This is a genomic window from Martelella sp. NC20 (genome assembly GCF_013459645.1).
GTDB lineage: Bacteria > Pseudomonadota > Alphaproteobacteria > Rhizobiales > Rhizobiaceae > Martelella.
Genome location: NZ_CP054861.1, coordinates 4843448 through 4865795, shown reverse-complemented (window position 1 = coordinate 4865795; position 22348 = coordinate 4843448). Strand labels below are relative to the sequence as shown.

Genomic DNA, 22348 nt, shown 5'->3' with positions numbered 1-22348 from the left:
TTCGCCGCATTTCGCGGCCATAACCGTTTTAGAGGCAGGTTGTCCGGTATCAGGGTTTGGCCGGACTGACTGCCAACAAGGGCGATGCCGCCCAGTCAAGGAGACAGGCATGAACCAAGAGGTCATGAATCTTTTCAATCCGCAGGCGCCGGCGCAGGTCTTCGATTCGATCCGGATCTCGATCGCCAGCCCGGAGAAGATCCTTTCCTGGTCTTATGGCGAAATCAAGAAGCCGGAAACCATCAACTACCGCACCTTCAAGCCGGAGCGTGACGGCCTGTTCTGCTCGCGCATCTTCGGCCCGATGAAGGACTATGAATGCCTGTGCGGCAAGTACAAGCGCATGAAATACAAGGGCATCATCTGTGAGAAGTGCGGCGTTGAAGTGACGCTGTCGCGCGTTCGTCGCGAGCGCATGGGCCATATCGAGCTGGCCGCTCCCGTTGCCCATATCTGGTTCCTGAAGTCGCTGCCGAGCCGCATTTCGACGCTGCTCGACATGACGCTGAAGGATGTCGAGCGCGTTCTCTATTTCGAGAACTATATCGTCACCGAGCCGGGCCTCACCGACCTGAAGGAGAACCAGCTCCTTTCGGAAGAAGAGTACATGCTCGCCGTCGACGAGTTCGGCGAAGACCAGTTCACGGCCAATATCGGCGCGGAAGCGATCTATGAAATGCTGGCCGGCATGGATCTCGAGAAGATCGCCGGCGATCTGCGCGCCGAGCTTGCCGACACCACGTCGGACCTGAAGCAGAAGAAGCTGATGAAGCGTCTCAAGATCGTTGAGAACTTCCTCGATTCCGGCAACCGTCCGGAATGGATGATCATGAAGATCGTTCCGGTGATCCCGCCGGATCTGCGTCCGCTGGTGCCGCTCGATGGCGGCCGGTTCGCGACCTCCGACCTGAACGACCTCTATCGCCGCGTCATCAACCGCAACAACCGTCTGAAGCGGCTGATCGAACTGCGCGCGCCGGGCATCATCATCCGCAACGAAAAGCGGATGCTGCAGGAATCCGTCGATGCGTTGTTCGACAACGGCCGCCGCGGCCGCGTCATCACCGGCGCCAACAAGCGTCCGCTGAAGTCGCTGTCCGACATGCTGAAGGGCAAGCAGGGCCGGTTCCGTCAGAACCTGCTCGGCAAGCGCGTCGACTATTCCGGCCGTTCGGTTATCGTGACCGGCCCGGAACTGAAGCTGCATCAGTGCGGCCTGCCGAAGAAGATGGCGCTCGAACTGTTCAAGCCGTTCATCTATGCGCGTCTTGACGCCAAGGGCTATTCCTCGACCGTCAAGCAGGCCAAGAAGCTGGTTGAAAAGGAGCGTCCGGAAGTCTGGGATATCCTCGACGAGGTTATCCGCGAGCATCCGGTGCTGTTGAACCGTGCGCCGACGCTGCACCGTCTGGGCATCCAGGCCTTCGAACCGATCCTGGTCGAGGGCAAGGCGATCCAGCTGCACCCGCTGGTCTGCACCGCCTTCAACGCCGACTTCGACGGCGACCAGATGGCCGTTCACATTCCGCTGTCGCTTGAAGCGCAGCTGGAAGCGCGCGTGCTGATGATGTCGACCAACAACATCCTGCATCCGGCCAATGGTCTGCCGATCATCGTGCCGTCGCAGGACATGGTTCTCGGCCTCTATTACCTCTCGATCATGAACGACAACGAGCCGGGCGAGGGCATGGTGTTTGCCGATATGGGCGAACTGCACCACGCGCTGGAAAACAAGGTCGTCACGCTGCACTCCAAGATCCGGGGCCGGTTCAAGACCGTGGACGAGGACGGCAATGTCGTCGCCAAGATCCACGACACCACGCCGGGCCGGATGATCATCGGCGAGCTTCTGCCGAAGAATTTCAACGTGCCGTTCGACACCTGCAACCAGGAAATGACCAAGAAGAACATCTCCAAGATGATCGACACGGTCTACCGTCATTGCGGCCAGAAGGACACGGTGATCTTCTGCGACCGGATCATGCAGCTCGGCTTCAGCCACGCCTGCCGCGCCGGCATTTCGTTCGGCAAGGACGACATGGTGATCCCGGATGCCAAGCACACCATCGTCGCCGAAACGGAAGCGCTGGTGAAGGAATACGAACAGCAGTACAATGACGGCCTGATCACCCAGGGCGAGAAGTACAACAAGGTCGTCGACGCTTGGGGCAAGGCCACCGAAAAGGTCACCGAAGAGATGATGGCCCGCATTCGCGCGGTCGAATTCGATCCGGAGACCGGCCGCCAGAAGCAGATGAACTCGATCTACATGATGAGCCATTCCGGCGCGCGTGGTTCGGTGAACCAGATGCGTCAGTTGGGCGGCATGCGCGGCCTGATGGCCAAGCCGTCCGGCGAAATCATCGAGACCCCGATCATCTCGAACTTCAAGGAAGGCCTGACCGTGAACGAGTACTTCAACTCGTCGCACGGCGCCCGCAAGGGGCTGGCCGATACCGCGCTCAAGACCGCGAACTCGGGCTACCTCACCCGTCGTCTGGTCGACGTCGCGCAGGATTGCATCGTCAACACCGCCGATTGCGGGACCGACAAGGGCCTGACCATGACCGCCATCGTCGATGCCGGTCAGGTGGTGGCATCCATCGGCCAGCGCGTTCTCGGTCGTGCGGCGCTCGTCGACATCGAGGATCCGGTCACCGGCGAACTGATCGTCGAGGGTGGTCGTCAGATCAACGAGGTCGACGTCCTCAGGATCGAGGCTTCGGGCATCCAGTCGGTGCAGATCCGTTCGGCGCTGACCTGCGAAGTCCAGACCGGCGTCTGCCAGGTCTGCTACGGACGCGACCTTGCACGCGGTACGCCGGTCAATCTCGGCGAGGCTGTCGGCGTTATCGCCGCGCAGTCGATCGGCGAGCCCGGCACCCAGCTGACCATGCGTACCTTCCACCTTGGCGGTACGGCGACCGTGGTCGACCAGTCGTTCCTGGAATCCTCCTATGAGGGCACGGTGCGCATCAAGAACCGCAACGTTCTCAGGAACTCCGACGGCGTGCTGGTGGCGATGGGCCGCAATATGGCGATCCAGATCCTCGACCAGCGCGATCAGGAGCGGTCCTCGCAGAAGGTCGCTTACGGTTCGAAGCTGTTTATCGATGATGGCGACAAGGTGAAGCGCGGACAGCGCCTTGCCGAGTGGGATCCCTATACGCGCCCGATGATGACGGAGATCTCCGGTACGGTCGATTTCGAGGATCTGGTCGAAGGCCTTTCGGTCACCGAAACCACGGACGAGGCCACCGGCTTCACCAAGCGTTCGGTCATCGACTGGCGCTCGACCCCGCGCGGTTCGGACCTGAAGCCGACGATCGTCATCAAGGACGAGAACGGCGAGATCATGAAGCTGCCGCGCGGCACCGAAGCCCGTCTGCCGCTGTCCGTCGATGCGATCCTGTCGGTCGAGCCCGGCCAGAAGGTCAGCCAGGGCGACGTGCTCGCGCGTTCGCCGCTGGAAAGCGCCAAGACCAAGGACATTACCGGTGGTCTGCCGCGCGTGGCCGAACTGTTCGAGGCCCGTCGTCCGAAGGATCATGCCGTCATCGCTGAAATCGATGGCACGATCCGCTTCGGCCGCGACTACAAGAACAAGCGCCGCATCCAGATCGAGCCTGCGGAAGACGGCGTCGAACCGGTGGAATATCTCATTCCCAAGTCGAAGCCGTTCCATCTGCAGGATGGCGATTACATCGAGAAGGGCGACTACATTCTCGACGGCAACCCCGCTCCGCATGACATCCTTGCGATCAAGGGCGTCGAGGCGCTGGCCTCCTACCTCGTCAACGAGATCCAGGAAGTCTATCGTCTGCAGGGCGTGGTCATCAACGACAAGCACATCGAGGTGATTGTCCGTCAGATGCTGCAGAAGATCGAGATCACCTCCTCGGGTGACAGCGGCTATATCTCCGGCGATATTGTCGAGGCGATCGCCTTCGATAATCTCAATGCGGAGCTGGTCGAGCAGGGCAAGAAACCTGCGGAAGGCGAACCGGTGCTGCTCGGCATCACCAAGGCCTCGCTGCAGACCCCGTCCTTCTTCTCGGCGGCCTCGTTCCAGGAGACCACCAAGGTGCTGACCGAAGCGGCGATCGCCGGCAAGGTCGATACCCTGCAGGGCCTGAAGGAAAACATCATCGTCGGCCGTCTGATCCCGGCCGGCACCGGTCGCGCCATGTCGCAGGTCCGTCGCATCGCGTCGACCCGCGACGACCTGATCATCGACGCCCGCCGCAAGGCTTCCGGCGCCGACGAGGCAACGCCGATGCTGTCGCAGATGAACCCGGAAAGCGAGCCGCAGCCGGGCGAATAAGCTCAGGCTGGCAAGAAGAATTGAGGGCCCGGTGCGAAAGCGCCGGGCCTTTTCATGTTTCCGGCGTATTCCGGATTGTTGGCTTCCACGTTTGGCGATAACCTGAATTCAACCGCATGGAAGAGGGAACGTCTTTGAGCGAACTGCCCAATATCGTTGTCATAGCGCTGGCATTTCTTGTCGTCGCAGTCTCGCCGGGCCCGGCCAATATCGCCACGGCGACGCTGTCGATGCGCTACGGGCGTGGCGTGGGCGTCAGGTTCGGCCTCGGGCTCGCAACCGGCCTTGCCTTCTGGGGCGTTGTCGCGGCGACGGGCATGGGCGCGCTGCTGCAGGGCTCGATCTATTTTCTGACCGCGCTGAAGATCGTCGGCGGGCTCTATCTGTTGTGGCTGGCGATCCAGTCGGCTCGAAGCGCCGTGAGGGGCGGGCAGGAAACCACCGCCGGCAATGCGGCCGGGCGCTGGTTCCGGCGCGGCCTGCTGCTCAACCTGTCGAACCCGAAGGCCGTGCTTGCCTGGATGGCCGCCCTGTCCATGGGGGCGGAGGCCGGAGGTCATATGGTGGTGTCGGCGACGGCGCTGTGCATGCTGATCGGCCTTGCGAACTACATGTTCTATGCGCTCATCTTCTCTCTCAGCGGGGCGATGGCGGCCTATCGGAGGCTGAAGCGCCTGCTGGAAGGCGCCGTCGCGGGGCTGTTCGCGATGGCGGGCTTCAGCCTGCTGCGCTCCGCCTTCACCCGGTGATCGCTCGCCGGACTACTGCCCGCTGAGCTTCACGATCGCCACTTCGCCTTCCAGCGCCGTCTGGTAGGCCGAGGCATGGGGTTCCTCGTCGGGGATTTCGGTAATCAGGCCGATCTGGTCGAGGTCGGCTTCCGAATAGCCCTCATTGGCGAGCGCGTTCAGCGTGTTGCGCACGGCACTATCCTCGTCGGGCGCGGCGATCAGGACGTGGACCTCGGTATCGCCATTCCACTCGTGATAGACCTTGCCGGTGATGATGAAGACCATGCGCTCGCCGTCGCTGGTATAGCCGGGTATGGCAATCATGTCGGGCCTTTCTCTGGTATCGCCACCCCGATCCGCATCTGCGGTCACCGGGGATAAGGGCGTTTCTTTCTTGCGGGACGCGGAGCCTGCTTCGCCGAATGATATCGCGATCCGGGTCGAGAATGCGACCAAAGATTTTTCATCTGGTTGCTTCGCGAGATATAATATACCATAGGTTGTATTATCGGCTCTGGCGAGGATGGATTTCCATGTACACGATCATCGATACTCCGTGGAACACGACGACCTATATTCCCCAACTGAAAAGTGGCGGCGTCGAGACCGTCATCCGCTATTACAATCTCGAGGACTCGTCATCCCTGCCGCAAAAGCAGTTTCAGCCGGGCGAGGCCAACGCGCTTGCCGCAGCCGGCCTTGCGATGGCGGTCGTGTTCGAGCAGACCGGCGGCGCGAACGGACAGATCGGCGATCTCGATGCGGCGAACGGAAGCCGCGATGCGGCGCAGGCGCTGAAGCTTGCGGCCGCGATCGGGCAGCCGCACGGCTCCGCGATCTACTTCTCCGTCGACTATGACTATTATGAAAGCGCCGATCTCCAGAAGATCGAACCCTATTTCGCGGCCGTGTCCAAGGCGTTGGCCGGAGCATACAGGCTCGGGGTCTATGGCTCCGGAACCGTGGCTTCGGGAATGCAGGGCGCCGGCCATGCCGAACTGATCTGGCTTGCGGGCTCAACCGGCTGGTCCGGCACGGAGCAGATGCTCGCCACCGACGATTGGGCGCTGTTCCAGAGCGAGATGGACCTTACCGAGCCTCTCGCTCACGACGGCAACACGGCATCATCAGCATTTCCGAATTTCGGTCAGTTCACCCTTGGAAGCGGCCTGATTTCCTGACGCGGAGAGGCATTCCCGTTCCGGCCGCGGTTGCCGCATGGCCTTGAAATGACAGCGGGGAGGGCGTATCTAGAGGTTATTGCAATCGAGCAGGGATACGCAAGACGATGATTTCTCACCTCAAGACAGCACACGTTCTGGCTTCGAGGGAGAGTTTCATTCATGCATGCGTCGATCACGCTTTACGGCCTGTCCTATAATACCGCTGACGGCCACACGCTTTTCAAAGATATTTCCGCGATTTTCAACACCGGGCTGACCGGCCTCATCGGTCGTAACGGCGTTGGCAAGACGACCTTACTGAAACTGATTTCGGGCGCGCTGTCGCCGTCCTCCGGCAGCGTTGATGTTACCGGGCGCATCGCCGTGCTTGATCAGTCGGTTTCGACAGGGGAGGGGGAGACCCTGGCCACGCTCTTCGGCATCGACGCCATACTGGCGGCGATAGAACGGGCCGAGCGCGGCGAGGCCGATGCCGAAGCGCTTGCCGCCATCGACTGGACAGCGGAGGAGAGGGCGGCCGCAGCGCTGGCCCGCCTGGGCCTTGCCCTCCCGCTCTCAACGCCGCTGGCACGGCTTTCCGGTGGGGAGATCACCCGCGCCCGGCTGGCGGCACTGGCTTTCGGAGCGCCGGATTTCATCCTGCTCGACGAACCCACCAACAATCTCGACGCCGCCGGACGGGAGGCCCTTATCCGCTTCCTCGAGGACTTTCGCGGCGGCGCGCTGGTGGTGAGCCATGACCGCGAGCTTCTGGAGCGCATGGACGCGATCATCGAACTGACATCGCTCGGCATGACGCGCTATGGCGGCAATTTCAGCTTCTTTGAAGCGGAGAAGGCGGCTGAGCGGCTGGCGCTGGAGCATGATCTGCGCGACGCCGGCAAGGAGGCGCGCAAAACCGCCCGCACCATACGCGAGCGCGCCGAGCGCAAGGCGAAGCGCGATGCCAAGGGGCGCAGGCTGCGCGAAAGCCGTGGCCTGCCGAAAATGGTGCTCGATGGCATGAAGGCGAATGCGGAGCTGACCGGCGCGCGCGACAGGGCGCTGTCTGCGCGCCAGCATGATGAGGCGGCGGCTGGGCTGGTAAGCGCGCGGGCAAAGGTAGAGGTGGTGGTGCCGTTCAGCGTGGCGCTTGCCCGCTCGGGACTTGCCGTAGGCAAACGGGTGGCCAAAGCGAAGCGTCTCACCGGCGGCTATCCTCCGGCGCCGCCATTGTTCCGCGATCTCTCCTTCGACATGAGGGGACCCGAGCGGGTGACGGTTGCGGGCCGGAACGGCGCGGGAAAATCGACCCTGCTCGCAATCCTGACCGGCAGGCTTCAGCCGCTCGGCGGCAGCGCCGGCATATATGTTCACTACGCGCTGTTCGACCAGACGGTATCGCTGCTCGCCCCGGATCAGACCGTGCGCGACAATTTCCGCCGTCTCAACCCGGATGATGACGAAAATTCGTGTCGCGCGGCGCTTGCGCGATTCCGGTTCCGCGCCGACGCCGCCTTGCAGAGCGTGTCGACGCTGAGTGGCGGCGAACGGTTGAGGGCGGGGCTTGCGGCTGCGATCGGCGGCAACAGGCCGGCTGAGCTGCTGATTCTCGACGAGCCGACCAACCATCTCGACCTCGACAGCCTCGCAACCCTCGAGGCGGGGTTGAACGGCTACGACGGCGCCATCCTGGTCGTCAGCCATGATGCGATGTTCCGGCAGAGAATCGGCGTGACTCGCACGATCGACCTCGACGAGTACGAGCCATGAGGGACGAGTCATTTTATTGCGCGGGTAGGGGCGCTTGTTGCCAAAACTTGCCGGATCGGCGACAGTCGCCTCAAATACGCCGCCGATACGGGGGTTTGGTAAGGAAATTCGGGCCTTCAGGCTTGACGGTGCGCGGGGAAGCGAGTATGTCCGCGCCAACGGAACCCATGTGAGGTCTGGCCGTTCGGGAAGCCAAATGTCCCGGAGTTCACCTCAGACTAGGTTCTTATACAGCACGTTGAAGATCAAATGCTGCACGCATGACGCGGCAAAGCGCCTGTGTCCTCTGCTTTTAGGTCCATCCGTCGGAAAGGCGGCTTGGGCCGTGCTTGTGCGCATATAGCGCTTGATGTGCTTCTTTTCGCCGGAAACGGCATGGACTATGCCCCAGAAGGGCGATGAGACACGAAATCAAGGGATGGTTGAATGCCTACCGTAAACCAATTGATCCGCAAGCCGCGTCAGCCCCAGGTGAAGCGGAATAAGGTTCCGGCTCTGGAGCAGAACCCGCAGAAGCGCGGCGTTTGCACCCGCGTCTACACCACGACGCCGAAGAAGCCGAACTCGGCTCTTCGTAAGGTTGCCAAGATCCGCCTGACCAACGGCTTTGAAGTCATTGGCTATATCCCGGGCGAAGGCCATAACCTGCAGGAACACTCCGTCGTGATGATCCGCGGCGGCCGCGTCAAGGACTTGCCGGGCGTGCGTTACCACATCATCCGCGGTGTCCTCGATACCCAGGGTGTCAAGAACCGCAAGCAGCGCCGTTCGAAGTACGGCGCAAAGCGTCCGAAGTAATTCGGTTTTCATTTCTCTGGCGCTGCGCGAGGTTCTCCGCGTTTTAAGCGCCGCAACTGTTGAGAGACAAAAAGCATGTCACGACGCCACAGTGCAGAAAAGCGTGAGATCAACCCGGACCCCAAGTTCGGTGATCTGGTTGTCACCAAGTTCATGAATGCCGTCATGCTGCACGGCAAGAAGTCCGTCGCGGAATCGATCGTCTATGGCGCGCTCGATGTCGTCGAGGGCAAGCTGAAGCAGAACCCGGTCGAGGTTTTCCACCAGGCTCTCGATAACGTCGCGCCCCATGTCGAGGTTCGCTCCCGCCGCGTTGGCGGTGCGACCTATCAGGTTCCGGTCGACGTCCGTCCCGAGCGCCGTCAGGCGCTCGCCATCCGCTGGTTGATTGCTGCCGCGCGCAAGCGCAACGAAACCACCATGATCGAGCGCCTTTCCGGCGAGCTCATGGATGCTTCCAGTAATCGCGGCTCCGCTGTCAAGAAGCGTGAAGACACGCACAAGATGGCCGACGCCAACCGCGCATTCTCGCATTACCGCTGGTAATAAGAACACCGAGGAAGGCCTGATATCATGGCTCGCGAATATAAAATCGAAGACTACCGCAACTTCGGGATCATGGCGCATATCGACGCTGGCAAGACCACGACGACCGAGCGCATCCTGTTTTATACCGGCAAGTCCCACAAGATCGGTGAAGTTCACGATGGCGCGGCCACGATGGACTGGATGGAGCAGGAGCAGGAGCGTGGCATCACGATCACGTCTGCTGCCACCACCACCTTCTGGCAGGGTCGCGACGGCAAGAAGCGCCGCTTCAACATCATCGACACTCCCGGCCACGTCGACTTCACCATCGAAGTCGAGCGTTCGCTGCGCGTGCTCGACGGTGCTGTCGCCCTTCTCGACGCCAATGCCGGCGTCGAGCCGCAGACGGAAACCGTCTGGCGCCAGGCTGACAAGTACAATGTCCCGCGGATGATCTTCTGCAACAAGATGGACAAGATCGGCGCCGACTTCTACCGCTCGGTCGAGATGATCAAGTCCCGTCTCGGCGCGATCCCGGTTGTCATCCAGCTGCCGATCGGCGCTGAGAATGACTTTGCCGGCGTGATCGACCTGATCGAGATGAAGGCGCTGGTCTGGGACGGCGAGCATCTTGGCGCCGAATGGGAAGTCACCGACATCCCCGCCGACATGAAGGACAAGGCCGAGGAGTATCGCGACCTGATGATCGAGACGATCGTCGAAGTCGACGAAGCCGCGATGGAAGCCTATCTCGAAGGCGAGATGCCCGACAACGACAAGATCCGCGCGCTGATCCGCAAGGGTACGATCGACGTTGCCTTCTACCCGATGATGTGCGGTTCGGCGTTCAAGAACAAGGGCGTTCAGCCGCTGCTCGACGCCGTTGTCGACTTCCTGCCGTCGCCGCTCGATATTCCGGCGATCAAGGGTATCGACGTCAAGACCGAAGCCGATATCGAGCGTCATCCTGATGATGAAGAGCCGCTTTCGATGCTGGCCTTCAAGATCATGAACGACCCCTTCGTCGGTTCGCTGACCTTCTGCCGCGTCTATTCGGGCAAGCTCGAAAAGGGCTCCTCGGTTATGAACACGGTCAAGGAAAAGCGCGAGCGCGTCGGCCGTATGCTGCAGATGCACTCGAACTCGCGTTCGGACATCGAAGAAGCTTTCGCCGGTGACATCGTGGCGCTTGCCGGCCTCAAGGAAACCACCACTGGTGACACGCTCTGCGATCCGCTGAAGCCTGTTATTCTCGAGCGGATGGAATTCCCGGAACCGGTAATTCGCATCGCGATCGAGCCGAAGACCAAGGCTGACCAGGAAAAGATGGGCCTCGCGCTCAACCGCCTGGCCGCCGAGGATCCGTCCTTCCGCGTTTCTTCCGATGAGGAATCCGGTCAGACGATCATCGCCGGCATGGGCGAGCTTCATCTCGACATTCTCGTCGATCGCATGAAGCGCGAATTCAAGGTCGAGGCCAATGTCGGCGCGCCGCAGGTGGCTTACCGCGAGACGATTACGCAGACCCACGAGGAAGACTACACCCACAAGAAGCAGTCGGGTGGTTCGGGTCAGTTCGCCCGCGTCAAGATCATCTTCGAACCCAATCCCGATGGCGAGGATTTCGTATTCGAATCCAAGGTTGTCGGCGGTACTGTTCCGAAGGAATATATTCCTGGCGTCCAGAAGGGTATCCAGAGCGTTCTGTCATCCGGTCCGCTGGCCGGCTTCCCGATGCTCGGCATCAAGGCAACGTTGGTCGACGGCGCCTATCATGATGTCGACTCCTCGGTTCTGGCCTTCGAAATCGCCGCGCGCGCCTGCTTCCGTGAAGCAGCCCGCAAGGCCGGCGCCCAGCTTCTCGAGCCGATCATGAGCGTTGAGGTCGTTACCCCGGAAGACTATGTGGGTGACGTCATCGGCGACCTGAACTCCCGCCGTGGGCAGATTCAGGGTCAGGAGCCGCGTGGCAACGCGACTGTTATCGAGGCTGAAGTGCCGCTGGCGAACATGTTCAAATATGTCGACACGCTGCGCTCGATGTCGCAGGGCCGCGCCCAGTACACGATGACCTTCGATCACAACGCGCCGGTGCCTTCGAACGTCGCACAGGAAATTCAGGCGAAGTACTCCGGTCAGAAGTGATCGGCGTCTAGCCGCAAAGATAATGAGATTAACCCCCTCGCGGGTTCGATAGGAATAGGAGCCTTAAAATGGCAAAAGCAAAGTTTGAGCGGAGCAAGCCGCACGTAAACATCGGCACGATCGGCCACGTTGACCATGGCAAGACGTCGCTGACGGCAGCGATCACGAAGTATTTCGGCGAATTCCGCGCGTATGACCAGATCGACGCGGCTCCGGAAGAAAAGGCCCGCGGCATCACCATCTCGACGGCCCACGTCGAGTATGAGACCGAAAAGCGTCACTACGCCCACGTCGACTGCCCCGGCCACGCCGACTATGTGAAGAACATGATCACCGGTGCTGCCCAGATGGACGGCGCGATCCTGGTCGTGTCGGCTGCCGACGGCCCGATGCCGCAGACCCGCGAGCACATCCTGCTTGCCCGTCAGGTCGGCGTTCCGGCGATCGTGGTGTTCCTGAACAAGGTCGACCAGGTCGATGACGAGGAGCTTCTTGAGCTCGTCGAAATGGAAGTCCGCGAGCTGCTGGACTCTTATGAGTTCCCCGGCGACGAAATCCCGATCATCAAGGGTTCGGCTCTTGTCGCTCTTCAGGACGGCGACAAGGCGATCGGCGAAGACGCCGTTCGCGCGCTGATGGCCGCCGTCGACGACTATATCCCGACGCCTGAGCGCCCGATCGACCTGCCGTTCCTGATGCCGATCGAGGACGTGTTCTCGATCTCGGGTCGTGGTACGGTCGTGACCGGTCGCGTCGAGCGCGGCATCGTCAAGGTTGGCGAGGAAGTCGAGATCGTCGGCATCAAGGACACCCAGAAGACGACGGTTACCGGCGTTGAAATGTTCCGCAAGCTGCTCGACCAGGGCCAGGCCGGCGACAATATCGGCGCTCTGATCCGCGGCGTTCAGCGCGATCAGGTCGAGCGCGGCCAGATTCTGTGCAAGCCCGGTTCGGTTACCCCGCACACCGTGTTCAAGGCAGAAGCCTATATCCTGACGAAGGATGAAGGCGGTCGTCATACGCCGTTCTTCACCAACTACCGTCCGCAGTTCTACTTCCGCACCACGGATGTGACCGGTGTCGTCACGCTGCCGGAAGGCACGGAAATGGTGATGCCGGGCGACAACGTCACGGTTGACGTCGAGCTGATCGTTCCGATCGCGATGGAAGAAAAGCTGCGCTTCGCGATCCGCGAAGGCGGCCGCACCGTCGGCGCCGGCATCGTCGCTTCGATCATCAAGTAAGCGGCTGGCCCTCGGGGCTTGACGCAAATAATGCAAGGGGCGGGTCTGCCGCCCCTGCAGATATTTGGAAAGCCGGCAAGCCCGGGCTGCAAGTTAGCAACACGCCTGATCGATGACGAGAAGGCGGAGATAAGAACAAGACAAGGACGAGTCGCATGAACGGCCAGAATATCCGCATCCGCCTGAAGGCGTTTGATCACCGGATCCTTGATGCCTCCACGCGTGAGATCGTTTCGACGGCCAAGCGCACCGGCGCCAATGTTCGCGGTCCGGTTCCGCTTCCGACGCGGATCGAGAAGTTCACGGTCAACCGTGGCCCGCATATCGACAAGAAGAGCCGCGAGCAGTTTGAAATGCGCACCCACAAGCGCCTGCTCGACATTGTCGACCCGACCCCGCAGACCGTGGACGCGCTGATGAAGCTCGATCTGGCTGCCGGCGTGGACGTTGAAATCAAGCTCTGATTTTCAGGGCGAGGGATAATTAAACGGGACCAATCGCTGGGCGCTTTATGGAGGCGCGCATGATGTCCCAAAAAGAGACACGCCGGGGGCTTTTGCCGAAGGCCGGAACTCTAAAAGGAACGAACTGATGCGTTCAGGTGTGATAGCAAAGAAGGTGGGAATGACCCGCGTCTTCACAGACGCAGGAGAGCATATCCCTGTAACAGTTTTGCAAATGGACGGCTGCCAGGTCGTTTCCACGTGCACAAAGGAAAAGAACGGCTATACCGCCGTTCAGCTCGGCGCCGGCCGCTCGAAGGTCAAGAACACCACGAAGGCGCTGCGCGGTCACTTTGCCGCCGGTTCCGTCGAGCCGAAGGCCAAGCTTGTCGAATTCCGCGTGTCGGAAGACAACCTGCTCGATGTTGGCGCCGAACTGACGGCCAGCCACTTCGTTTCGGGCCAACTCGTCGACGTGACCGGCACCACCATCGGTAAGGGTTTTGCCGGCGCCATGAAGCGCCACAACTTCGGCGGCCTTCGCGCCACCCACGGCGTGTCGGTGTCGCACCGTTCGCACGGCTCGACCGGTTCCAACCAGGATCCGGGCAAGGTCTGGAAGGGCAAGAAGATGGCCGGTCACATGGGCCAGACCCGCGTCACCACGCAGAACCTCGAGATCGTCCGCACCGATGAAGAGCGCGGCCTGATCCTCGTCAAGGGCGCCGTTCCCGGTTCGAAGGGCGCCTGGATTACGGTTCGCGATGCCGTGAAGTCCGGTGTTCCTGAAAATGCGCCGCGGCCTGCCGGCCTGCGTGCGGCTGAAACCAATGGAGCCGAATAATGGATCTCACAGTTAAAACACTTGAGGGCAAGGACGCCGGCAAAGTCAGCCTGAAGGACGAGATCTTCGGCCTCGAGCCGCGTCAGGACATTCTCGCCCGCATGGTTCGCTACCAGCTCGCTGCCAAGCGTCAGGGTTCGCACAAGGTCAAGACCCGTTCGGAAGTCTCGTTGACCGGCGCGAAGATGTACAAGCAGAAGGGCACCGGTAACGCCCGCCACCACGCCAAGCGTGCGCCGCAGTTCCGCGGCGGTGGCGTTGCCCACGGTCCGGTCGTTCGCGATCACGCGCATGATCTGCCGAAGAAGGTTCGCGCACTTGCGCTGAAGCATGCCCTGTCGTCGAAGGCGAAGGCTGAAGAGCTGATCATCATCGATGACCTGGTTGCCAAGGAAGCCAAGACCAAGGCGCTGCTCGGCCTGTTCGTGGGCCTCGGCCTCGACAATGCGCTGATCATCGGTGGCGCGGAAGTTGACGGCAACTTCAAGCTGGCCGCCCGCAACATCCCGAATATCGATGTTCTGCCGGTTCAGGGCATCAATGTGTATGACATCCTGCGCCGCGGCAAGCTCGTGCTGTCGAAGTCTGCGGTCGAAGCTCTGGAGGAGCGGTTCAAATGAGCGATATCCGCCATTACGACGTGATCGTTTCGCCGGTCATCACTGAAAAATCGACCCTGGTCTCCGACAACAACCAGGTCGTGTTCAACGTTGCCAAGACTGCAAGCAAGCCCGAGATCAAGGCCGCCGTCGAAGAACTCTTCGGCGTGAAGGTCAAGGCGGTCAACACGCTTGTACGCAAGGGCAAGATCAAGCGCTTCCGGAACTTCTCCGGCAAGCAGAAGGACGTCAAGAAGGCGATCGTCACGCTGGCTGAAGGTCAGTCCGTAGACGTGACGACCGGCGTTTGAAACAGACCCGTTAGGGTAAAGACCCAATAGGGAATGAGAAAATGGCATTGAAAACATTCAATCCGACAACGCCGAGCCAGCGCCAGCTGGTGATCGTCGAGCGTTCGGAGCTTTACAAGGGCAAGCCCGTCAAGGCTTTGACGCAGGGCTTGTCGTCCAAGGGCGGCCGCAACAATTACGGCCGCGTGACGGCGCGCTTCCAGGGCGGTGGCCACAAGCGCACCTATCGCATGATCGACTTCAAACGCCGCAAGTTCGGTGTCGAGGGCACGGTCGAGCGCCTGGAATACGACCCCAACCGGTCGGCATTCATCGCGCTGATCAATTACGCCGACGGCGAGCTTGCCTATATCCTGGCGCCGCAGCGTCTGGCGGTCGGCGACAAGGTGTCGGCCTCCGACAGCGCCATCGACGTGAAGCCGGGCAATGCGATGCCGCTGCAGAACATTCCGGTCGGCTCGATCGTTCACAACGTCGAGATGAAGCCGGGCAAGGGCGGTCAGATCGCCCGTTCGGCAGGGACCTATGTCCAGCTGGTCGGTCGCGACCAGGGCATGGCCATCCTCCGGCTCAACTCCGGTGAGCAGCGTCTGGTGCCGGGCACTTGCCTTGCAACGATCGGCGCTGTATCGAACCCCGATCACTCCAACACGAATGACGGCAAGGCCGGTCGTTCGCGCTGGCGGGGCAAGCGTCCGCATGTTCGCGGCGTCGTGATGAACCCGATCGACCACCCGCACGGCGGTGGTGAAGGCCGCACATCCGGCGGTCGTCATCCGGTTTCGCCATGGGGCAAGCCCACCAAGGGCAAGCGCACGCGCAAGAACAAGTCGACCGATAAGTTCATCATGCGCTCGCGCCACCAGAAGAAGAAATAAGAGAGGTAGTCCTAGATGGCTCGTTCAGTTTGGAAGGGACCGTTCGTTGACGGCTATCTTCTCAAGAAGGCTGAGAAGGTGCGCGACAGCGGTCGCCACGAAGTAATCAAGATCTGGAGCCGCCGTTCCACGATCATGCCGCAGTTCGTCGGCCTGACCTTCGGCGTCTACAATGGTTCGAAACACATTCCGGTTTCGGTATCGGAAGACATGGTCGGCCACAAGTTCGGCGAATTCTCGCCGACCCGTACCTATTACGGTCACGGCGCCGACAAGAAGGCGAAGAGGAAGTAACAATGGGCAAGGCAAAAGCCGCGCGCCGGCTTAAGGAAAATGAGGCGCAGGCCGTTACGCGCACCATCCGCGTCAGCCCGCAGAAGCTCAACCTCGTCGCCGCCATGATCCGCGGCAAGAAGGTTGACCGGGCGCTGGCCGAACTCGAATTCTCGCAGAAGCGGGTTTCGGATACGGTTCGCAAGACGCTCGAATCGGCGATTGCGAATGCCGAAAACAACCACGATCTCGACGTTGACCAGCTCATCGTCGCGGAAGCCTATGTCGGCAAGTCGATTGTCGCCAAACGCTTCATGGTTCGTGGTCGTGGCCGTGCTTCGCGCATTCTGAAGCCGTTCTCGCATCTGACGATCGTCGTCCGTGAAGTCGAAGAGGAGGCCGCATAATGGGTCAGAAAATCAATCCGATCGGTTTCCGTCTCGGCATCAACCGCACCTGGGACAGCCGCTGGTTCGCTGACAACCACGAATATGGCAAGCTTCTTCACGAAGACCTGAAGATCCGCGCCTATATTCAGAAGGAACTGAAGCAGGCCGGTATTTCCAAGGTCGTGATCGAGCGTCCGCACAAGAAGTGCCGCGTGACGATCCATTCGGCGCGTCCGGGTCTGATCATCGGCAAGAAGGGCGCGGACATCGAGAAGCTGCGCCGCAAGCTCGGCACGATGACGGATTCGGAAACGCATCTCAACATCGTTGAAGTGCGCAAGCCGGAAACCGATGCCACGCTCGTCGCGCAGTCGATCGCCCAGCAGCTCGAGCGCCGTATCGCGTTCCGCCGCGCCATGAAGCGTTCGGTTCAGACGGCCATGCGCATGGGCGCGGAAGGTATCCGTATCGTTTGCGGCGGCCGTCTCGGCGGCGCTGAAATCGCGCGCACCGAATGGTATCGCGAAGGCCGCGTTCCGCTTCACACGCTGCGCGCCGACATCGACTACGGCACGGCGGAAGCAGTAACCGCATACGGCATCTGCGGCATCAAGGTCTGGATCTTCAAGGGCGAAATCCTTGAGCACGATCCGATGGCCTCCGAGCGTCGCGCGACCGAAGGCGACAACAAGGGTAACAGCGGCAACAATCGCCGCCGCGAACACGCCTGATTGCGGGCGTCCAGCGAAGTTCGGAGATAGAAGAAAATGTTGCAGCCAAAGCGTACAAAGTACCGCAAGCAGTTCAAGGGCCGGATCCATGGCGTTGCCAAGGGCGGCACCGACCTGGCTTTCGGTGAATATGGGCTGAAGGCGCAGGAACCCAACCGCGTCAACGCACGTGAGATCGAGGCGGCCCGCCGCGCGATCACCCGTCACATGAAGCGTGCCGGTCGTGTGTGGATCCGTATTTTCCCCGACGTTCCGGTCACCTCGAAGCCGACCGAAGTGCGTATGGGTAAGGGCAAGGGCGGCGTCGACTATTGGGCAGCCAAGGTCAAGCCCGGCCGGATCATGTTCGAAATTGACGGCGTGAGCGAAGACATTGCCCGCGAAGCCCTGCGCCTCGGCGCGGCCAAGCTTTCGGTCAAGACGCGCTTCATCCAGCGCATCGCCGAATAAGGAGTGGTACTGATGAAAACCTCTGACGTACACGCCATGAGTGAAGACCAGCTCAAGGACGAACTCGCCAAGCTGAAGAAGGAGCAGTTCAACCTGCGCTTCCAGAAGGCGACCGGCCAGCTGGAGCAGACGGGCCGCATCAAGCAGGTGCGTCGCGACATCGCGCGTGTAAAGACAATCGCAAGCCAGAAGGCTTCGGCCACCAAGGCCTGAACGTAAGGGACCGACAAGAAAATGCCTAAACGCATCCTGCAAGGCGTTGTCGTTAGCGACAAGAACGATAAAACGGTCGTCGTCCGGGTTGAGCGTCGTTTCGCCCACCCGCTGCTTCAAAAGACCGTACGCCGCTCGAAGAAGTACAAGGCGCACGACGCCGAGAACCAGTACAAGACCGGGGATACCGTATTCATCGAAGAATGCGCTCCGGTCTCCAAGGACAAGCGCTGGACGGTGGTATCCACCGTTGCCGCGGACGCTTGATCCGGAAATACCGGCAGTATTTGGCCTGAGCCCTTGCGCTTTGGCGAAATTTCTGTATGTAGCACGGCAGATGTGCAAAGGGCGTCCGGCAACGGGCGGCCTTTTCCGTAAGGGCGCTTCCCATCTTCGGGCCGGATCCTGGTTATCGATCCGGATGGCGATCCTGAAAGACGCTACACCAAGACGCTCCGGCTCTTGCTCTCGCGTCGCCTCATCGGGCGGCGGAAAGCGCCGGTAGGGAATTTGAGCGGCCGCAGGCCTGAAAAGGCGGCGGGCGCTTCGATACGTGTCGATTAAGCTGGTCTAGGGGGGATTCCCAACCGGGCCGGTAACAACAAAAAGGCGACCTGATATGATTCAGATGCAAACAAACCTCGACGTGGCGGATAATTCCGGCGCACGTCGTGTCATGTGCATCAAGGTTCTGGGCGGCTCCAAGCGTAAATATGCCTCGGTCGGCGATATCATCGTCGTGTCCGTGAAAGAGGCTGTTCCGCGCGGGCGCGTCAAGAAGGGCGATGTGATGAAGGCCGTTGTCGTGCGCACGGCGAAGGACATCCGCCGCGCTGACGGCTCGGTCATCCGCTTCGACGGCAATGCCGCCGTTTTGATCAACAACAACAAAGAGCCGATCGGTACGCGTATCTTCGGGCCAGTGCCGCGCGAACTGCGCGCCAAGAGCCATATGAAGATCATCTCCCTGGCTCCTGAAGTTCTGTAAGGGAGCGCGGAAAATGCAGAGAATCAAGAAAGGCGACAAAGTCGTCGTCATCGCCGGCAAGGACAAGGGTCGTTCGGGCGAAGTGGTTGCGGTCTCCCCGAAGGACGATCGCGCCGTCGTTTCCGGCATCAATGTCGTGCGTCGCCATCAGCGCCAGTCGCAGACCACTGAAGCCGGTATCATCGCCAAGGAAGCGCCGGTTCATCTGTCGAACCTCGCGATCGCCGATCCCAAGGACGGCAAGCCGACCCGCGTCGGTTTCAAGGTCGAGGGCGACAAGAAAGTCCGCTATGCAAAGCGTTCGGGAGAAGTGATCGATGGCTGAAGCAAAGTATGAGCCGCGTCTGAAGAGGGCCTACCTCGACAAGATTCGCCCCGAGCTGCAGGAGCAGTTCTCCTACGCCAACGCAATGATGATCCCGCGCCTGGACAAGGTCGTGATCAACATGGGCGTCGGCGAGGCGGTTGGCGACAGCAAGAAGCCGGCCAATGCCGCCGCGGATCTGGCCGCGATTTCCGGTCAGAAGGCGATCGTCACCCACGCGCGCAACTCCATCGCCGGCTTCAAGGTCCGCGAAGGCATGCCGATCGGCGCCAAGGTGACGCTGCGCGGCAACCGCATGTATGAATTCGTTGACCGCCTCATCAACATCGCGCTTCCGCGCGTTCGTGACTTCCGGGGCCTCAATCCGAAGAGCTTTGACGGGCGTGGCAACTTCGCCATGGGCGTCAAGGAGCACATCGTGTTTCCTGAGATCGAATACGACAAGGTCGATCAGATGTGGGGCATGGATATTATCGTTTGCACGACGGCTAACAGGGACGATGAAGCACGGGCGCTTTTGACGGCGTTCAACTTCCCGTTCCGCAAGTAACCGTAACGACGAGCGTAGAAAAGGAACAACGACATGGCTAAGACAAGCGCAGTCGAAAAGAACAAGCGCCGCCGCGAGACGGTTGCCCGGGATGCTGAAAAGCGTGCCGCGCTGAAGGCGATCATCAAGGACCAGAAGCTTCCGATCGAGGAGCGCTTCCGCGCGACCCTCAAGCTTGCCGACATGCCGCGCGACGGCTCCAAGACGCGCATCCGCAACCGTTGCCAAGTGTCAGGCCGCCCGCGTGCGTATTACCGCAAGCTGGGCATGTCCCGTATCGCACTTCGTGACCTTGGCAACACCGGCAAAGTGCCCGGTATTGTCAAGTCCAGCTGGTAAGGAGGCGCCTCATGGCAATGTCCGATCCCCTGGGTGATATGCTCACCCGTATCCGCAACGGCGCCTCGCGCCGCAAGACGTCCGTGACCACGCCGGCTTCCAAGCTGCGCGCTCGGGTTCTCGACGTGTTGCAGTCTGAAGGCTATATCCGCGGTTACACCCAGACCGATTTCGACAACGGCAAGTCCGAGATCGAGATCGAGCTGAAGTACTACGAAAACGCTTCGGTGATCCGCGAGATCGCCCGCGTTTCCAAGCCGGGCCGCCGGGTCTATGTCTCGGTCAAGTCCATTCCGCAGATCGCAAACGGTCTGGGTATCACGATCCTCTCCACCCCCAAGGGTGTGATGGCTGATCACCAGGCACGCGAACAGAATGTTGGTGGTGAGGTTCTCTGCTCGATCTTCTAAGATCGAGACAGATCCTCCTAGCGAAACAGACAGGTAAACAAAATGTCTCGTATCGGTAAAAGGCCCGTTCAGGTTCCAAAGGGTGTGACTGCGTCGGTGGACGGCCAGAAAATCACAGCCAAGGGTCCCAAGGGCGAACTGTTCTTCGTCGCCAATGACGAAGTCAGCGTGGCGATGGAAGACGGCGCAATCGTCGTTGCCCCCGCCAACCAGACCAAGGACGCGCGCTCCAAGTGGGGCATGTCCCGCACCATGGTTGAAAACATCATCAAGGGTGTAACCGACGGCTATGAGCGCAAGCTCGAAATCAACGGCGTTGGTTACCGCGCGGCGATGCAGGGCAAGAACCTGTCTCTCTCGCTCGGCTTCTCCCACGAAGTTGTCTATCAGCCGCCGGAAGGCATCACCATCACCTGCCCGAAGCCGACGGAAATCACCGTCACCGGTATCGACAAGCAGGTTGTCGGCCAGGTCGCCGCGAACATTCGCGAATATCGCGGTCCCGAGCCCTACAAGGGCAAGGGCGTGAAATACGCGGAAGAACGCATCGTCCGCAAGGAAGGCAAGAAGAAGTAAGGAACACGCGTTATGGCTAGCAGGAAAGAAACCATTGCACGCCGCGCCAGCCGCGTGCGCCGCCAGGTCAAGAAGGTCGCAAACGGCCGTCCGCGTCTGTCGGTCCATCGTTCTTCCAAGAACATTTATGCCCAGATCATCGACGATGTGGCCGGCCGTACGCTGGCTGCCGCCTCGACGCTCGACGCTTCGCTGCGGTCTTCGCTGAAGACCGGCGCGGATCGTGATGCGGCCGAAGCCGTTGGCAAGCTCGTCGCCGAGCGCGCCACCAAGGCCGGCGTCAAGGAAGTCGTCTTCGATCGCGGCGCTTTCATCTTTCACGGTCGCGTCAAGGCTCTTGCCGACGGCGCCCGCGAAGGTGGCCTGAGCTTCTGATGAAGCCCCGAGACGCGCGGCAGAAAGCGCGTCTCAAACCCGGCGGGTCGATACTGCTCCTCAGGAGCCAAGTCTCCCGACCGTTCGCCGGCCACCACGCCCGCTTGGGCTAGTGGCCTTTCCATATGCCGATTGCACCCGGAAAAGAAAAAGGAACAGGACAATGGCACAGGACAGAAGGGGATCGCGCGACGATCGCCACAACAGGGATGAGCGCGACAGCGAATTCGTTGACAAGCTCGTTGCCATCAATCGCGTTGCCAAGACCGTCAAGGGCGGTCGCCGCATGGGCTTTGCAGCGCTCGTCGTCGTCGGTGACGGCAAGGGCCGCGTTGGCTTCGGCCACGGCAAGGCGCGCGAAGTGCCGGAAGCTATCCGCAAGGCCACCGAAGCCGCCAAGCGCGAAATGATTTTCGTGCCGCTGCGCGACGGTCGTACGCTGCATCACGATGTCAAGGGCCGTCACGGCGCCGGCAAGGTGTTGATGCGCAGTGCCAAGGCTGGTACCGGCATCATCGCCGGTGGTCCGATGCGCGCCGTTTTCGAGACGCTGGGCGTTGCCGACGTGGTTGCCAAGTCGACCGGTTCGTCCAATCCCTACAACATGGTTCGCGCCACGTTCGACGCTCTCAAGAGCCAGGTGCATCCTAAGGACATCGCAGCGCAGCGCGGCCTGAAATACGCCACGCTTCAGGCTCGCCGTCAGGCCGCCGGCGTTGTCGTCGACGAGTAGGGGAGAGGCACCAATGGCCAAAGCGAGCACCAAGAAGACTGTCACCGTTGAGCAGATCGGTAGCCCGATTCGCCGTCCCGCCGTCCAGCGCCAGACGCTGATCGGCCTCGGCCTCAACAAGATGCATCGTGTGCGCACCCTGGAAGATACGCCTTCCGTGCGCGGCATGATCAACAGCATTCCCCATCTCGTCCGCGTCGTCGACGAGAAGTGAG

29 protein-coding genes are annotated in these 22348 nt (G+C 60.9%); 28 read left to right on the top strand and 1 reads right to left on the bottom strand.

What is annotated here, in order from left to right; translation table 11 throughout:
* Nucleotides 1-109 precede the first annotated feature (109 nt).
* Entirely contained in the window at nt 110-4324 is a 4215-nt protein-coding gene (gene rpoC / locus HQ843_RS23305; RefSeq protein ID WP_180900963.1) for a DNA-directed RNA polymerase subunit beta', read from the top strand.
* 134 nt (nt 4325-4458) lie between these two features.
* The gene (locus HQ843_RS23300) at nt 4459-5073 is read left to right on the top strand and encodes a LysE family translocator (RefSeq protein WP_180900964.1); all 615 of its coding nucleotides are present in this window, start codon (nt 4459-4461) and stop codon (nt 5071-5073) included.
* Nucleotides 5074-5085: 12 nt separating this feature from the next.
* On the opposite strand, the gene HQ843_RS23295 is transcribed toward HQ843_RS23300, so the two are convergent.
* Nucleotides 5086-5379 (bottom strand): transcriptional regulator, encoded by a 294-nt coding sequence (locus HQ843_RS23295; RefSeq protein ID WP_180900965.1) that lies wholly within the window; start codon nt 5377-5379, stop codon nt 5086-5088.
* A 209-nt stretch (nt 5380-5588) separates the two neighbouring features.
* On the opposite strand from HQ843_RS23295, the gene HQ843_RS23290 reads away from it, so the two are divergent.
* The 26 genes from HQ843_RS23290 to rpmD all read left to right on the top strand — a co-directional run bounded on the left by HQ843_RS23290 (nt 5589) and on the right by rpmD (nt 22347).
* Complete coding sequence (locus HQ843_RS23290) at nt 5589-6236, top strand: glycoside hydrolase domain-containing protein (protein ID WP_180900966.1); 648 nt, start codon at nt 5589-5591, stop codon at nt 6234-6236.
* A 162-nt stretch (nt 6237-6398) separates the two neighbouring features.
* On the top strand, nt 6399-7991 hold the full coding sequence (locus tag HQ843_RS23285) for an ABC-F family ATP-binding cassette domain-containing protein (protein ID WP_180900967.1): 1593 nt from the start codon (nt 6399-6401) through the stop codon (nt 7989-7991).
* Nucleotides 7992-8417: 426 nt separating this feature from the next.
* Entirely contained in the window at nt 8418-8789 is a 372-nt protein-coding gene (gene rpsL, locus HQ843_RS23280) for a 30S ribosomal protein S12 (protein ID WP_018065617.1), read from the top strand.
* A gap of 75 nt (nt 8790-8864) precedes the next feature.
* Complete coding sequence (gene rpsG / locus HQ843_RS23275) at nt 8865-9335, top strand: 30S ribosomal protein S7 (RefSeq protein WP_180900968.1); 471 nt, start codon at nt 8865-8867, stop codon at nt 9333-9335.
* Between the two features lie 27 nt (nt 9336-9362).
* Nucleotides 9363-11462, top strand: coding sequence for an elongation factor G (gene fusA, locus HQ843_RS23270; RefSeq protein ID WP_180900969.1), 2100 nt, complete (start codon nt 9363-9365; stop codon nt 11460-11462).
* Nucleotides 11463-11530: 68 nt separating this feature from the next.
* Nucleotides 11531-12706 (top strand): elongation factor Tu, encoded by a 1176-nt coding sequence (gene tuf / locus HQ843_RS23265; protein ID WP_180900970.1) that lies wholly within the window; start codon nt 11531-11533, stop codon nt 12704-12706.
* Nucleotides 12707-12861: 155 nt separating this feature from the next.
* A complete protein-coding gene (gene rpsJ / locus HQ843_RS23260) occupies nt 12862-13170 on the top strand; it encodes a 30S ribosomal protein S10 (protein ID WP_018065614.1) in 309 nt (102 codons plus the stop codon).
* A gap of 127 nt (nt 13171-13297) precedes the next feature.
* Entirely contained in the window at nt 13298-13993 is a 696-nt protein-coding gene (rplC, locus tag HQ843_RS23255) for a 50S ribosomal protein L3 (protein WP_180900971.1), read from the top strand.
* The gene (gene rplD / locus HQ843_RS23250; RefSeq protein WP_180900972.1) at nt 13993-14613 is read left to right on the top strand and encodes a 50S ribosomal protein L4; all 621 of its coding nucleotides are present in this window, start codon (nt 13993-13995) and stop codon (nt 14611-14613) included. Before rplC ends, rplD begins: the two co-directional genes overlap by 1 nt.
* Nucleotides 14610-14903, top strand: a complete 294-nt coding sequence (locus HQ843_RS23245; protein ID WP_018065611.1) for a 50S ribosomal protein L23 — start codon at nt 14610-14612, stop codon at nt 14901-14903. Before rplD ends, HQ843_RS23245 begins: the two co-directional genes overlap by 4 nt.
* A 41-nt stretch (nt 14904-14944) precedes the next feature.
* Nucleotides 14945-15781: a 50S ribosomal protein L2 gene (gene rplB / locus HQ843_RS23240; RefSeq protein WP_180900973.1), complete on the top strand. Its 837-nt coding sequence runs from the start codon at nt 14945-14947 to the stop codon at nt 15779-15781.
* Between the two features lie 15 nt (nt 15782-15796).
* The gene (gene rpsS, locus HQ843_RS23235) at nt 15797-16075 is read left to right on the top strand and encodes a 30S ribosomal protein S19 (RefSeq protein WP_180900974.1); all 279 of its coding nucleotides are present in this window, start codon (nt 15797-15799) and stop codon (nt 16073-16075) included.
* A gap of 2 nt (nt 16076-16077) precedes the next feature.
* Nucleotides 16078-16461, top strand: a complete 384-nt coding sequence (rplV, locus tag HQ843_RS23230) for a 50S ribosomal protein L22 (RefSeq protein WP_180900975.1) — start codon at nt 16078-16080, stop codon at nt 16459-16461.
* Nucleotides 16461-17174 carry a 30S ribosomal protein S3 gene (gene rpsC / locus HQ843_RS23225; protein WP_180900976.1) on the top strand — a complete coding sequence of 238 codons (714 nt, stop codon included), beginning with the start codon at nt 16461-16463 and terminating at the stop codon, nt 17172-17174. Before rplV ends, rpsC begins: the two co-directional genes overlap by 1 nt.
* A gap of 36 nt (nt 17175-17210) precedes the next feature.
* Nucleotides 17211-17624, top strand: a complete 414-nt coding sequence (rplP, locus tag HQ843_RS23220; RefSeq protein ID WP_180900977.1) for a 50S ribosomal protein L16 — start codon at nt 17211-17213, stop codon at nt 17622-17624.
* A 12-nt stretch (nt 17625-17636) separates the two neighbouring features.
* Nucleotides 17637-17837, top strand: a complete 201-nt coding sequence (gene rpmC, locus HQ843_RS23215; protein ID WP_180900978.1) for a 50S ribosomal protein L29 — start codon at nt 17637-17639, stop codon at nt 17835-17837.
* Nucleotides 17838-17858: 21 nt separating this feature from the next.
* Nucleotides 17859-18104 carry a 30S ribosomal protein S17 gene (rpsQ, locus tag HQ843_RS23210; protein ID WP_180900979.1) on the top strand — a complete coding sequence of 82 codons (246 nt, stop codon included), beginning with the start codon at nt 17859-17861 and terminating at the stop codon, nt 18102-18104.
* A 352-nt stretch (nt 18105-18456) separates the two neighbouring features.
* On the top strand, nt 18457-18825 hold the full coding sequence (gene rplN, locus HQ843_RS23205) for a 50S ribosomal protein L14 (protein WP_018065603.1): 369 nt from the start codon (nt 18457-18459) through the stop codon (nt 18823-18825).
* Between the two features lie 13 nt (nt 18826-18838).
* Complete coding sequence (gene rplX, locus HQ843_RS23200; RefSeq protein WP_180900980.1) at nt 18839-19150, top strand: 50S ribosomal protein L24; 312 nt, start codon at nt 18839-18841, stop codon at nt 19148-19150.
* The gene (gene rplE, locus HQ843_RS23195) at nt 19143-19700 is read left to right on the top strand and encodes a 50S ribosomal protein L5 (RefSeq protein WP_180900981.1); all 558 of its coding nucleotides are present in this window, start codon (nt 19143-19145) and stop codon (nt 19698-19700) included. The genes rplX and rplE overlap by 8 nt, the downstream gene beginning before the upstream one ends.
* A gap of 33 nt (nt 19701-19733) precedes the next feature.
* Nucleotides 19734-20039, top strand: coding sequence for a 30S ribosomal protein S14 (gene rpsN / locus HQ843_RS23190; RefSeq protein WP_018065600.1), 306 nt, complete (start codon nt 19734-19736; stop codon nt 20037-20039).
* Between the two features lie 11 nt (nt 20040-20050).
* Nucleotides 20051-20449 (top strand): 30S ribosomal protein S8, encoded by a 399-nt coding sequence (gene rpsH / locus HQ843_RS23185; RefSeq protein WP_180900982.1) that lies wholly within the window; start codon nt 20051-20053, stop codon nt 20447-20449.
* A 42-nt stretch (nt 20450-20491) separates the two neighbouring features.
* A complete protein-coding gene (gene rplF / locus HQ843_RS23180) occupies nt 20492-21025 on the top strand; it encodes a 50S ribosomal protein L6 (RefSeq protein WP_180900983.1) in 534 nt (177 codons plus the stop codon).
* Between the two features lie 12 nt (nt 21026-21037).
* Entirely contained in the window at nt 21038-21400 is a 363-nt protein-coding gene (rplR, locus tag HQ843_RS23175; protein WP_180900984.1) for a 50S ribosomal protein L18, read from the top strand.
* A gap of 163 nt (nt 21401-21563) precedes the next feature.
* On the top strand, nt 21564-22133 hold the full coding sequence (gene rpsE, locus HQ843_RS23170; RefSeq protein WP_180900985.1) for a 30S ribosomal protein S5: 570 nt from the start codon (nt 21564-21566) through the stop codon (nt 22131-22133).
* 13 nt (nt 22134-22146) lie between these two features.
* Nucleotides 22147-22347, top strand: a complete 201-nt coding sequence (rpmD, locus tag HQ843_RS23165; protein ID WP_018065595.1) for a 50S ribosomal protein L30 — start codon at nt 22147-22149, stop codon at nt 22345-22347.
* Nucleotide 22348 lies beyond the last annotated feature (1 nt).